10 protein-coding genes are annotated in these 12,684 nt (G+C 71.2%); 7 read left to right on the top strand and 3 right to left on the bottom strand.

Going from position 1 to position 12,684, the window contains the following annotated elements; genetic code table 11:
* The first annotated feature begins 39 nt into the window (after positions 1-39).
* The 4 genes from Cs7R123_RS19105 (at position 40) to Cs7R123_RS19090 (ending at position 5,006) form a co-directional block, all read left to right on the top strand.
* Positions 40-1,800: an ABC transporter substrate-binding protein gene (locus Cs7R123_RS19105; protein ID WP_212828292.1), complete on the top strand. Its 1,761-nt coding sequence runs from the start codon at positions 40-42 to the stop codon at positions 1,798-1,800.
* 94 nt (positions 1,801-1,894) lie between these two features.
* Positions 1,895-2,923 carry an ABC transporter permease gene (locus Cs7R123_RS19100; RefSeq protein WP_212828291.1) on the top strand — a complete coding sequence of 343 codons (1,029 nt, stop codon included), beginning with the start codon at positions 1,895-1,897 and terminating at the stop codon, positions 2,921-2,923.
* Positions 2,920-3,987, top strand: a complete 1,068-nt coding sequence (locus Cs7R123_RS19095) for an ABC transporter ATP-binding protein (RefSeq protein WP_212828290.1) — start codon at positions 2,920-2,922, stop codon at positions 3,985-3,987. Before Cs7R123_RS19100 ends, Cs7R123_RS19095 begins: the two co-directional genes overlap by 4 nt.
* Positions 3,984-5,006, top strand: coding sequence for an ABC transporter ATP-binding protein (locus tag Cs7R123_RS19090; RefSeq protein WP_212828289.1), 1,023 nt, complete (start codon positions 3,984-3,986; stop codon positions 5,004-5,006). Before Cs7R123_RS19095 ends, Cs7R123_RS19090 begins: the two co-directional genes overlap by 4 nt.
* Before the next feature lie 282 nt (positions 5,007-5,288).
* On the opposite strand, the gene Cs7R123_RS19085 is transcribed toward Cs7R123_RS19090, so the two are convergent.
* Positions 5,289-7,469, bottom strand: coding sequence for a DNA polymerase III subunit gamma and tau (locus Cs7R123_RS19085; RefSeq protein WP_212828288.1), 2,181 nt, complete (start codon positions 7,467-7,469; stop codon positions 5,289-5,291).
* 162 nt (positions 7,470-7,631) lie between these two features.
* On the opposite strand from Cs7R123_RS19085, the gene Cs7R123_RS19080 reads away from it, so the two are divergent.
* The 3 genes from Cs7R123_RS19080 to Cs7R123_RS19070 all read left to right on the top strand — a co-directional run bounded on the left by Cs7R123_RS19080 (position 7,632) and on the right by Cs7R123_RS19070 (position 11,582).
* Positions 7,632-8,639: a DUF11 domain-containing protein gene (locus Cs7R123_RS19080; protein WP_212828287.1), complete on the top strand. Its 1,008-nt coding sequence runs from the start codon at positions 7,632-7,634 to the stop codon at positions 8,637-8,639.
* Between the two features lie 72 nt (positions 8,640-8,711).
* On the top strand, positions 8,712-10,379 hold the full coding sequence (locus Cs7R123_RS19075; protein ID WP_212828286.1) for an ABC transporter substrate-binding protein: 1,668 nt from the start codon (positions 8,712-8,714) through the stop codon (positions 10,377-10,379).
* A 150-nt stretch (positions 10,380-10,529) separates the two neighbouring features.
* Positions 10,530-11,582, top strand: a complete 1,053-nt coding sequence (locus Cs7R123_RS19070) for a hypothetical protein (protein WP_212828284.1) — start codon at positions 10,530-10,532, stop codon at positions 11,580-11,582.
* A 54-nt stretch (positions 11,583-11,636) separates the two neighbouring features.
* On the opposite strand, the gene Cs7R123_RS19065 is transcribed toward Cs7R123_RS19070, so the two are convergent.
* Positions 11,637-11,888 carry a hypothetical protein gene (locus tag Cs7R123_RS19065; protein WP_212828282.1) on the bottom strand — a complete coding sequence of 84 codons (252 nt, stop codon included), beginning with the start codon at positions 11,886-11,888 and terminating at the stop codon, positions 11,637-11,639.
* Positions 11,889-11,924: 36 nt separating this feature from the next.
* Entirely contained in the window at positions 11,925-12,566 is a 642-nt protein-coding gene (locus tag Cs7R123_RS19060) for an HNH endonuclease family protein (RefSeq protein ID WP_244871916.1), read from the bottom strand.
* Positions 12,567-12,684 lie beyond the last annotated feature (118 nt).

Raw genomic sequence — 12,684 nt, 5'->3', positions numbered from 1 at the left:
CGCGGCCGACCGGGCCGCACCGTTAGGGAGGAATCGCAAGTGATCAAGAAGGCAAGGGCGCTGGCGGCCACTACGGCTGTCCTCGCGCTCGCGCTTGGAGCCGCCGCGTGCAGCTCCAAGAAGGACGAGACTCCGGGCACCGCGGCCCCGAAGCCGGCGTTCAACGCCGGTGTCGGTGCCGTCTACAACCCGTCCGACAAGAAGGGCGGCACCCTGACCTTCGCCGCCTCCCAGGACTGGGACTCCGTGGACCCCGGCGACACCTACTACGGTCTGTCCTGGAACTTCCTGCGCACCTACGGCCGCTCGCTGGTCATGTTCGCGCCGGCGCCGGGTGCCGCGGGCACCAAGCTGGTCGGCGACCTGGCCGAGGGCCTGGGCGTTCCCAGCGACGGTGGCAAGACCTGGACCTACAAGCTGCGTGCGGGTCTGAAGTACGAGGACGGCACCGCGATCAAGTCGGCTGACGTCAAGTACGCCGTGCTGCGGTCGCTGGACAAGGAGGTCCTGGTCAACGGGCCGACCTACTTCAACGACTGGCTGGCGCTCGAGGACGGGTACAAGGGCCCGTACAAGAGCAAGGGTGTCGACACCAAGGCGATCGAGACCCCGGACGACCTGACCATCGTCTTCCACCTGAACAAGCCGTACGGTGGCTTCGACTACTTCGCGATGCAGCCGTCGACCGTTCCGGTCCCGGAGGCCAAGGACACGGGCGCGAAGTACAAGGAGCACGTGATCTCCTCCGGCCCGTACATGTTCGACACGTACGAGGCGGGCAAGGGCTTCACCCTCAAGCGCAACCCCGAGTGGAGCGCGGCGACCGACCCGAACCGCAAGGCGCTGCCGGACCGCTACGAGGTCAAGCTCGGCCTCAACGCCAACGACATCGACAACCAGCTCATCTCCGGTGACCTGCAGGTCGACATCGCCGGCACGGGTGTGCAGGCCGCGACCCTGTCGAAGGTGCTGTCCACCCCGGACCTGAAGGCTCGCGCGGACAACCCGTCGATCCCGCGTCTGTGGTACACCTCGATCAACCCGATGGTGAAGCCGTTCGACAACATCGAGTGCCGCAAGGCCGTGATGTACGCGGTCGACAAGGTCGGCTACCAGAACGCCTACAACGGTGAGTTCGCCGGTGGCGCGATCGCGACCAGCATGCTGCCGCCGCAGGTGCCGGGTCACCTGACCGAGGACCTGTACCCGAACGGGGCCGACCACAAGGGCGACCTCGACAAGGCCAAGGCCGCGCTGACCGCCTGTGGCAAGCCCACCGGCTTCGACGCCAACATGGCGTACCGCTCGGACCGCCCGAAGGAGAAGGCGACCGCCGAGGCGCTGCAGCAGTCGCTGGCCCGCGTCGGCATCAAGCTGACCCTGAAGGGTTACCCGACCGGTGACTACTTCGCGCTGTACGCCGGCAAGCCGGGCTTCCGCAACGGTGAGGCCCAGCTGGGTCTGGCCACCAACGGCTGGGGCGCGGACTGGAACGACGGCTTCGGCTTCCTGCAGCAGATCGTCGACAGCCGGGTCATCCGTGACTCGGGCGGCTCGTCGAACCTCTCGGTCATGAGCCCCGAGGTCGACGCGCTGATCGACGCCGCGTTCAACGAGACCGACCAGGCCAAGCGCGACGCGCTGTGGGGCCAGGTCGACAAGAAGGTCATGGAGAACGCGGTCATCCTGCCGGGTGTCTGGGCCAAGGCGCTGACGCTGCGCGGCAAGAACGCGACCAACGTCTTCATCAACGAGTCGTTCGGTCAGTACGACTACCTCTCCATGGGTGTGCAGCAGTAATCCCTCACCCGCTACACACAGCAACAACCAAAGGTAGGTGAAGGCGTAGGGTGGCCCGGCCCGGAAGCGGGCCGGGCCACCCGAGCCGACGATTGTGGTCACATACATCATCAGGCGTCTGTTCGGCGCGGTGCTGATGCTCGTCGCGGTCAGCTTCTGCACTTTCATGATCTTCTTCGGGCTCCCCCGCCTCGCGGGCGCGACGCCGGAGAGCTTCGCGGCGCGCTACGTCGGCAAGACCTCGACCCCCGAGACGGTGGCGCTGGCCGCCGAGCGGCTCGGCTTCCACGACTCGCTCTGGGTGCAGTACGGGCGCTGGCTGCGCGACATCGTGATGGGTGCGGACTACAACTACGGGCCGGGCGTCGAGCACTGCTCCGCGCCGTGCTTCGGCTACTCCTTCATCACGCACCAGCCCGTCTGGCTGGACATCCTCGACCGCCTGCCGGTGACGGTGTCGCTGGCCCTGGGCGCCGCGATCCTCTGGCTGCTGGGCGGCGTCGCCACCGGCGTGGTGTCGGCGCTCAAGCGCGGCAGCATCTTCGACCGGGCCAGCATGGGCATCGCGCTCAGCGGCGTCTCGCTGCCGATCTTCTTCACCGGTCTGTTCGCGCTGACCTTCCTGAGCTACGGCGCTCCGCCGCTGTACCTGGACATCACCGCCAAGGGCGGCGCGTTCACCCCGATCACCGAGAACCCGATCGAGTGGGCGTACAACCTGATCCTGCCGTGGATCACCCTGGCGTTCATCTACGCCGCCGGCTACGCCCGGATCACCCGGGCGGGCATGCTGGAGACGATGGGCGAGGACTACATCCGTACGGCACGGGCCAAGGGCCTGCGCGAGCGCACCGTCATCACCAGGCACGGCCTGCGCGCGGCGCTGACCCCGATCGTCACCATCTTCGGTCTGGACCTCGGCCTGCTGCTGGGCGGCGCGGTGCTGACCGAGAGCACGTTCTCCCTGCAGGGCGTCGGCAAGTACACGATCGATGCGATCTTCGCCCAGGACATGCCCAAGATCATGGGCGTGACCATGGTGGCCGCCTTCTTCGTCGTCATCGCCAACCTGATCGTGGACGTGATGTACGCGGTCGTCGACCCCCGGGTGAGGCTGTCATGAACACTGTGATCTCTCCCCGCCAGGCGGAGGCCACCTCCTTCCTGGAGCTGCGCGACCTCAAGGTCCACTTCCCGACCGAGGACGGCCTGGTCAAGTCCGTCGACGGGCTGTCGTTCACGCTGGAGCGTGGCAAGACGCTGGGCATCGTGGGCGAGTCGGGCTCCGGCAAGTCGGTGTCCAGCCTGGGCATCCTCGGCATCTACAACAAGCGCAACGCCAGCGTCTCGGGCGAGATCTGGCTCGACGGCCAGGAGCTGGTCAGCGCCTCGCCGGAGTCCGTGCGCAAGCTGCGCGGCAAGCGGATGGCGATGATCTTCCAGGACCCGCTGTCGGCGATGCACCCGTACTACACCGTCGGCGCCCAGATCATCGAGGCGTACCGGGTGCACCACAACGTGTCGAAGAAGGTCGCCCGCAAGCACGCGATCGACATGCTCGGCCGGGTCGGCATCCCGCAGCCCGACCGGCGCGTGGACGACTTCCCGCACCAGTTCTCCGGCGGTATGCGCCAGCGGGCCATGATCGCCATGGCGCTGTCCTGCGACCCCGAGCTGCTGATCGCCGATGAGCCGACCACCGCCCTGGACGTGACGGTGCAGGCGCAGATCCTGGACCTGATGCGCGACCTCCAGCAGGAGTTCAATTCGGCGCTGGTCATCATCACGCACGACCTCGGGGTCACCGCCGAACTGGCCGACGACGTCCTGGTCATGTACGGCGGCAAGTGCATCGAGTACGGCACCGCCGAGGACATCTTCGAGCGGCCGGAGCACCCCTACACCTGGGGCCTGCTCGGGTCGATGCCCCGCCTGGACCGCCCGGTGACCGACCGGCTGCTGCCCATCAAGGGCACCCCGCCGTCGCTGATCAACGTGCCCTCGGGCTGCTCCTTCCACCCGCGGTGCGCCTTCGCCGACCGCACGGGCGGGGCCAGCCGGAACGAGGTCCCGGAGCTGCTGTCGCTCGACAGCGGCAGCCACTCGGTGCGGTGCCACCTGCCCGCGCCGCAGCGCCGCCAGATCTGGCAGCAAGAGATCAAGCCGAACCTGGAGGGAGCTGCGTGAGCACTCCGTTGAGCACCGAGCCGCTGCTGTCCGTGCGGGGTCTGCAGAAGCACTTCCCGATCACCAAGGGCCTGCTCAAGCGCAAGGTGGGCGCGGTGCAGGCGGTGGACGGGCTGGACTTCGACGTGCGACCGGGCGAGACCCTCGGCCTGGTGGGCGAGTCGGGCTGCGGCAAGACCACCACCGGCCGGCTGCTCACCCGGCTGATCGAGCCCACCGCAGGCAGCATCAGCTTCCAGGGCAAGGACATCACGCACCTGTCTCAGGGCAGGCTGCGCCCGATGCGGCGCGACCTCCAGATGATCTTCCAGGACCCGTACTCGTCGCTGAACCCGCGGCACACCGTCGGTGCGATCGTCGGTGCGCCGTTCCGGATCCAGGGGGTGAAGACCCCGCAGGGCATCAAGAAGTCCGTGCAGGACCTGCTGGAGCTGGTCGGCCTCAACCCCGAGCACTACAACCGGTATCCGCACGAGTTCTCGGGCGGCCAGCGCCAGCGCATCGGCATCGCCCGTACGCTGGCGCTGAAGCCCAAGATGATCATCGCGGACGAGCCGGTGTCGGCCCTGGACGTGTCCATCCAGGCCCAGGTGGTCAACCTGCTGGAAGACCTCCAGCAGGAGCTCGGCCTGACCTACGTGGTGATCGCGCACGACCTGTCGGTGGTGCGCCACATCTCCGACCGGGTCGCGGTCATGTACCTCGGCAAGATCGTCGAGATCGGCGACCGGGACTCGCTGTACCTCAAGCCGCGCCACCCGTACACGTCGGCGCTGCTGTCGGCGGTGCCGGTGCCGGACCCGAAGCGGCGCGCGGGTGACCAGCGCGAACGCATCCTGCTCACCGGGGACGTGCCCAGCCCGATCAACCCGCCGTCGGGCTGCCGCTTCCGCACCCGCTGCTGGAAGGCGCAGGACATCTGCGCGACCACCCCGCCGCCGCTGGTCCGCCAGGACGGCGACGTCGACGGCCACCTGGCCGCCTGCCACTTCCCGATGGCGGTCGGCGAGAAGCGCTGACGGCATCAGCTGCGAGAGGGCGAGGGCACGTGGGTGCCCTCGCCCTCTGCGTTGGTACAACTTGCGGCGGCACGGCCCGTGGCGGTGGCGCGGCGGGTGGCGGCGGCGCGGCGCGCGGTGATCGCTGTCTTCGGTCAGGAGATGCTGGCTGAGGCGAGGTTCTGACCGGAAGCACCGATCAACCCAGCCTGACCCCGCCTGACCCAGCCGGACCCGCCTGACCCGCCTGACCCAGCCTGACCCGGCCGCCGACGCGCGGTCGGCGGCAGGGTGGCAGGCGGGTCAGTCGAGTTTCTCCAGGTTGAAGGAGTGGCGGAGGGAGTCGACGGCGGCCTGCTCGGTGGACTGGCGCGCGGTGGCGGCGTCCATCACCTCGTCGGTGGGCTCGTCGCCGGGATCGAATCCCTCGTACGCGCGCACCCCGCCCGGCGGCGGGCCGTCGAACTCGGGGTCATAGGGCGGCTCGTCCAGCGGGGGGCCGTCGTCGGCGTGTGCCCGGCGCCCGGCCGCGGTCTGGGGCCGGCTCGGCCGCCCCGCGCCGCCGGTCGCACCGCCGGACGTGGCAGGGCCGCGGCGCGCGGCGGGTCCGCTCGGCGCGGCGGTCGGGCGGCTCGGTGCGGCCGGGGCACTGACCGGCGCGGCGCCGGGTGCCACCCCGCCGACCGGTGCCGTGGCGGGCCAGTCGGTGTCACCACCGGGCGGGGCGGGAGCGGCGGGTCGCGGCGCGGCCACCGAGGGGGCGGCGCCGACCGTACGCGCGGGCGCGGCGCCACGCTGGTCGCCGCCGACCTCGCAGCGCAGCTGCCACGTGCCGCCGAGCACCTGGTGCACCGCCTCCAGCAGCGGCGCGGGGTCGTTCTCCACCCCGGACGCGTGGATCTTGTGCTTGAACAGGAGGACCAGCGTGTGCCCGTCGAGGTCGCGGACGACCGCCTCCCGGGCGAACGCGGCGGCCTTCTTGCTCGTCCGACCGATCGTGCGCACGATCTCGTCCCACGAGCGGCGCACGTCGGCGGCGCTGCCCGCGCCACCGGCCGCCGCGGCCCCCGCGGGAGCACTGACGGGAACGGCGCTCACGGGCACGGAGCTCACCGGCGCGGGCGCCGCATTGACCGGCGCCGCACTGACCGGGGCCGCCGCCGGAGTGGGCCGGGCCGCGGCCTGCGGGGCCTGCGGGGCCGGCGGGGCCGGCGGCTGGGCGGGCGCAGCGTCACGGCCGGGTTCGGGCCGGGTCGGGGTCTCGGCGCGAGGTGCTTCGGCGCGGGCCGACGGCTCGGCACGGGCGTGGTCGGCCGGGCGCGGGGCCACGGCGCCCGACTCCAGCCGCTCCAGGCGCTGGAGCAGCGCGGACGCGGAGTCGTCCACGGCGGGCAGCAGCATGCGCGCGGCGATCAGCTCCAGCAGCAGCCGCGGCGAGGTCGCGCCCCGCATCTCGACCAGGCCGTTGGCCACGATGTCGGCGCAGCGCGACAGCGTCGCCGGGCCGAGCTGCCCGGCCTGGGCGCGCATCCGGGTCAGCTGCTCCTCGGGCACGTCCACCAGCCCGTTGGCCGCCGCCTCCGGCACCTGCCGCAGGATGATCAGGTCGCGCAGCCGCTCCAGCAGGTCGCCGGCGAAGCGGCGGGAGTCGTGCCCCGCCTCGGAGACCCGGTCGATGGTGGCGAACGCGGCCGAGCCGTCCCCGGCGATCAGGGCGTCGACCATCTCGTCGATCAGGGCGGCGTCGGTGACCCCGAGCAGGGACACCGCGCGGGCGTACGTGACGCCTTCGGGCCCGGAACCGGCGATGAGCTGGTCGAGCACCGACAGCGTGTCGCGGGCCGAGCCGCCGCCCGCGCGCACCACCAGCGGCAGCACCTGCGGCTCCACCGTGACGCCCTCGGACGCGCACAGCTGCTCCAGGTACGGCCGGAGCACGCCGGGCGGGAAGAGCCGGAACGGGTAGTGGTGGGTCCGGGACCGGATGGTGCCCAGCACCTTCTCCGGCTCGGTGGTGGCGAAGATGAACTTGACGTACTCCGGGGGCTCCTCGACGAGCTTCAGGAGCGCGTTGAAGCCCGCCGACGAGACCATGTGCGCCTCGTCGATGATGTAGATCTTGTAGCGGCTCACCGCGGGCGCGAAGAACGCGCGCTCACGCAGCTCACGGGCGTCGTCGACGCCGCCGTGGCTGGCCGCGTCGATCTCGATGACGTCGATCGAGCCGGGGCCGTCGGGTGCCAGCGCGCGGCACGAGTCGCACTCGCCGCACGGCTCCGGGGTCGGGCCCTTGGCGCAGTTCAGCGAGCGGGCCAGGATGCGCGCGCTGGAGGTCTTGCCGCAGCCGCGCGGCCCGGAGAACAGGTAGGCGTGGTTGAGCCGCCCGCTCTTCAGCGCCTGGATCAGGGGCTCGGTGACGTGATCCTGCCCGATCACCTCGGCGAAGGTGCGGGGGCGGTACTTGCGGTACAGCGCCAGCGCCACGGCTCCTCCATGTCTTCGCGCAGTTCAGGGGCACCGCATGCGTCAGATCCGCGCACGCCGGTTTTCATCCGAACGTCGCCCGCCACCGTACCCCGCGGGGCTGACCATCAGCTCACGCAGTCACTACGATCCCGCAGGCGACACTCGAAGGAAGGCACCACCATGCGACTGCGAACGATCGGCGTGCTCCTGGGCGCCCTGCTGCTGGGCGGGCTCGCCCCGGCGGCGGCGAGCGCGGCGGGCGGCCTCACCCTGTCCGCCGGGCGCGGCTCCGTGGAGATCAGCGAGTACGCGGTGAGCCTCGTCGGGGTCGCGGCGGCCGGTGCGAGCGGAAAGACGTCGGTGGTGGTGGACGCCTCGGAGGTGTCCAAGGACGTAGCCGTCCTGCACATGCTGCAGAACTGCGCGCGGGACGGGCAGGTGTTCACCTGCGAGACCAGCCTCGCGGCCGGGGCTGCGGCACAGTTCCAGCTGGTGGTGCAGGCGCGGCCCGGCGCCGCGCAGGGCCCGGCGGGCCACGTGCGCGTGTCGGCGCCCGGCGCGGACACGGTCACCGTCGACCTCACGGTGGTACGCCCCCGCCAGGCCGACCTCCAGACGGCCTCCGACCGGCAGGTCGCCTCGGTCGGCCAGACCGTGCCGGTGACCGTCGTGGTGCACAACGCGGGGCCCGACCCGGCCGCCGGCTCGGCGGTCACCGTCTCCACCGCCGACGACCTGGTGTTCCGCGGCTTCGCCAGTTGCCCCGGCAAGGTGTCGGGCCGCAGGTGCGTGCTGCCGGAACTGGCGGCGGGCACGTCGGTGGCGGTCGTGGTCTCGGTGAAGGTCACCGGCAGCCACCCCGCGGGGGCGTATGGCGTCGCCCTCTCGACCGCAGACCCGCGCCGGCCCGACGGCGGCCGCCTGGACGTGTGCGTGCGCGGCGGCTACTGCACCGACGGCCACCGCTACGGCGCCCGCGCGGCGGCGGCCCCCAAGCCGCCCGCCTCCCCGCAGCCTGCCGCCTCGGCGGAGCCGGACGGGCACCCGGCCGCGTCGGGTCTGCCGCTGTCGGCCCGGGGCCCGGTCGAGGGGCTGCCCGCGATGCTGGCGTTCGCGTTCGTGTTCGCGGTGGTCGTGCTCGCGTCGGTGCGGCTGGCCCGCTCGTCGCGGCCCGGCCGGGACGGCTGACGGGACAACGGTTCGATATCACCTCCACTACGGGAGGTAGCGAACTCCATCGACGACCGTTATGGTCGCGTCATGCGTACGCCCCGGCGCCGGGTCTGGTCGATCCTCCTCGTGCTCGCGACGCTGGTCGCGACGAGCTGCACCGACGACAACAGCAACCCGCTGCCCCCGCCGGGCGTGGCCGGGCTGCCCACCTTCAGCACCAAGGACACCCTGGTGTTCGGGGTGGGGCAGGCGCAGTCGCTCGACCCGGCGCTGGCCCCCGACGCCGAGTCGCTGCGGGTGGCCCGCCAGGTGCTGGAGACGCTGGTGCAGATCCAGCCGGGCACCGCCCGGGTGATGCCCGGCCTGGCCGAGAGTTTCACCGCCGACCCCGGTGGCACGGTGTGGACGTTCCAGCTCAAGCGGGGCGTGAAGTTCCACGACGGCACCGACTTCGACGCGGCCGCGGTCTGCGCCAACTTCGACCGGTGGTACCACTTCACCGGGCTGCTCCAGAACGCCGACGTCTCGGCGTACTGGCAGCTGGTGTTCGGCGGGTTCGCCCAGAACCGGTCCAGCCGCCTGCCCGCGAGCCTGTTCAAGTCGTGCGCGGCGACGGACGCGAGCACGGCGGTGCTGACGCTGACCAAGGCCAGCAGCAGGTTCCCGGCCGCGCTGGCGGTGCCCGCGTTCGCCATCTCCAGCCCGGCGGCGCTGGAGAAGTACCACGCCAACGACCTCAAGGGCCCGACCGGCTTCCCCGCGTACGCCGAGCACCCGGTCGGGACCGGGCCGTACCGGCTGGTGTCGTGGGACAAGAAGGCGCGCCGGATCACCATGGAGGCCTTCGACGGCTACCACGGGACCAAGGCGAAGATCAAGAATCTGGTGTTCCAGGCGATCGAGGCCAACCAGCGCAAGCAGGCGCTGATCGACGGCACCGTGCAGGGCTACGACCTGGTCAACCCGGCGGATCTGAAGGAGCTGGGGACGAAGGGCTTCAAGCTGCTGCCGCGGCCGCCGTACAACGTGCTCTACCTGGGTATCAACCAGAGCGGCAACCCGGCGCTGGCCAAGCCCGAGGTGCGGCAGGCGATCGCGTACGCGGTCAACCGGCAGCGCATCGTGGACCAGGTCTTCCCGCCGGGCGCGAAGGTGGCGCTGAACTTCCAGCCCGACACCGCCGCCGGGTACAACCCCGACGTCAACGACTACAAGCCGAACGTGGAGCAGGCCAAGCACCTGCTGGCACAGGCGGGCTACCCGAACGGGCTGACGCTGCGGCTGCACTACCCGACCAACATCTACCGCGACTACCTGCCGGACCCGAAGAAGATCGTGGACCTGATCGCCGAGGACCTGAAGGCGGCCGGGATCACGGTGCAGCCGGTGGCGCTGCCGTGGAACCCGGCGTACCTGACCGCGGTGACCAAGGGCAAGGCGCACGACCTGCACCTGTTCGGCTGGGAAGGCGACATCGGGGACGCGTACACGTTCCTGGGCAGCCTGTTCGACCAGCGGTCCAACGAGTTCGGCTTCACCGACGCCGAGCTGTTCGGCGCGCTGAAGGACGCCGACGCGGCGAGCTGGCTGCGCCGACCCGACCTGTACCGGGCGCTGAACGCGAGCCTGATGCAGAAGCTGCCCGCGGTGCCGCTGGTGCACGGCCCGACCACCATGGTCACCGTGCAGGACCTGGTCGGCATCGTGCCCAGCCCGCTGACCGACGAGCACTACGCGGACGCGCTGTTCCTCTAGCGGCGGCACAGCCGCCGCCGAGGCTGTGCCACGTCCGGGGTATCCGCGTGTCGGGATAAACGGACTTTTAAGGACATAAGGTAGCCTCCCAGCTTGCCACGTTCGTGCTCGCTGGGGGTCCGCATGGTCCGCGCTCTGGGTTCAGTCCTGTTGGGAACAGCGTTCGTGCTGGCCGGGGCCGGTGCGCTGCCCGCAGCCGCCGCCGACGGCCCGATAGCCGTCACCGTGCCCGACAAGGCGGTCGCCAACGAGATGGGCGGCACCGACCTGCTGGTCAAGCTAGACGACCGCGGTGAGCAGGACCTGAGCCGGGTGACGCTCAAGGTGCGCCTGGGCGGCGGGCTGTCCGGCCGGGTCGAGCTGGTCGGCGGCGACTGGTGCACCAAGGACAAGACCTCGGTCACCTGCTCCGTCGACCGGATCACGCCCGGCAGCGGCATCACCGCCCGCATCTCGCTGCGCGCCCGCAAGAACGCCCCGCTCGGGGCGGCGGGCAACGTCACCGTCAACGCCCACGCCGCCTCCGGCACCGCGCCCGCCGTCACCGTGCCGGTCGAGGTCGTCTCGCCGCCGTACACCGACATCGCCGCCCAGGCCGCGAGCGCCCCCACCTACCTGCGGGTCGGCGAGACCGGCGCGTTCACGGTCACCTACCGCAACGCGGGGCCGGTGCCCGGCGTGCTGCGCATCGGCAAGCCCGGCGGCTCCGGGTTCGCCGATCCGGCCTGGACGGACTGCCCGCTGGCGGACGGGGACGGCTGCCTGATCGAGGCGCTGGCACCCGGGGCCACCCGGAAGGTGACCTTCACCGAGAAGCTGACCAGCGCACATCCCGGCGAGCCGCACGTGCAGATGACCGTCGACGGGGCGTACGACCGCATCATCACCGACAACTACGCCAGCTTCCCGATCTGCGTGCACGAGACGGGCGAGTGCACCCGGGGCGGCCATCACGCCACGCCGACGCCGTCGCCCAAGCCGTCCGCGCACCCCAGCCCGGTCGACGCGCCCGCCGTGCAGCACGCGGCCGACAGCGCCGCGCCGGTGGCGCACGAGCCCGAGCAGCTGGCCCTGGCCAAGGCGGAGCCGCCGTACGACGAGGCCGAGGAGGTCATGGGCATCGGGACGTACGCGGTGATCGGGTTCTTGATCCTGTTCGCCTCCGGCATGCTCGCCTGGCACCACCGCCGTCGCCGCCGCTGACCGCGGACACGGAAGCGGCCGCCCGGAGTCACTCCGGGCGGCCGCTTCGGCGCTTCAGCCCTCGGGGCGGTTCAGGATGCCCACCGCCTGGGCGTGCAGCGCGGGCAGGCAGTCGCCGCCGCTCACCGGGACGGTCGCCCCGGTCACCGTGTACCACTCGCCCGCGCCCAGGTACTGCACCCGCAGCCGGGCCGCCCCGTCGGTGCCGAGCTCGCTGGCGAGGGTCAGCTCGCCGGTGACCACGCCCACCTCATCGGTCATGACTCCGCCCGGACCGGCGACGATGTTCGTGGTCAAGGAGCTCATCGGACTTCCTCCGTGGAGACCTGGCCGTCAGGGCTGTCAGACACACGTCTCCAGCATGTCCGTCAGGGCGGCCTTCTCGGCCGTGGTCACGGTGAGCTTCCAGTACGTCTTCACCGTGATCCAATCAACGGCGTAGGTGCACCAGAAGTCGCGCGACGGCGGCTTCCACGTCGACGGGTCCTGGTCGCCCTTGGACCGGTTGCTCGTGGACGACACCGCGAACAGCTGCGGCCGGGTCAGATCGTTGGCGAAGTCCGAGCGCTTGTCGTCGGTCCACGAGTCGGCCCCGGCGCGCCACGCGGCCGCCAGCGGCACCATGTGGTCGATGTCGACCTTCAGCGGGTCGGTGGTGTTGAGGCCGTCGTAGACGCTGTGCCAGCTGCCGCCGGTCACGTTGCAGCCGTCCAGCTTGATGTTCTTGCCGTCACGCGCCAGCACGGTGTCGCGGGTGTCGCAGTTGCTGCCCGCCTTCTTCCAGTGCGGGAAGCGGTCGCGGCTGTAGCCGGTCATCGGCTGGGGCTCGGCGACCTTCAGGCTCTTCAGCGAGGCCGCCGCGGTGGCGCCGTCACCGGCGGCCGCCGGCGGACGGGCGTTGCTGCTGCTCTTACTACCGGTGCCGGGCGAGCCCGTGCCGCCCGTCTCCGGGTCGCACGCGGCGGCGAACAGGGTGGCGCACAAGAGTAGGGAGATACCGGTCCATCTGAGGGGTTTGGGGGATCGCACGTGCTCACCCTACGGCTGATCCCTGCTGTCGCAACTACTCGGAAGACGTCTGCGCAGGTGTCCGGTTTCAGCG

Origin of the sequence: Catellatospora sp. TT07R-123, from assembly GCF_018327705.1 — a bacterium.
GTDB lineage: Bacteria > Actinomycetota > Actinomycetes > Mycobacteriales > Micromonosporaceae > Catellatospora.
The sequence above is the reverse complement of the archived record's forward strand: the minus strand, read 5'-3'. Positions and strand labels throughout refer to the sequence as shown.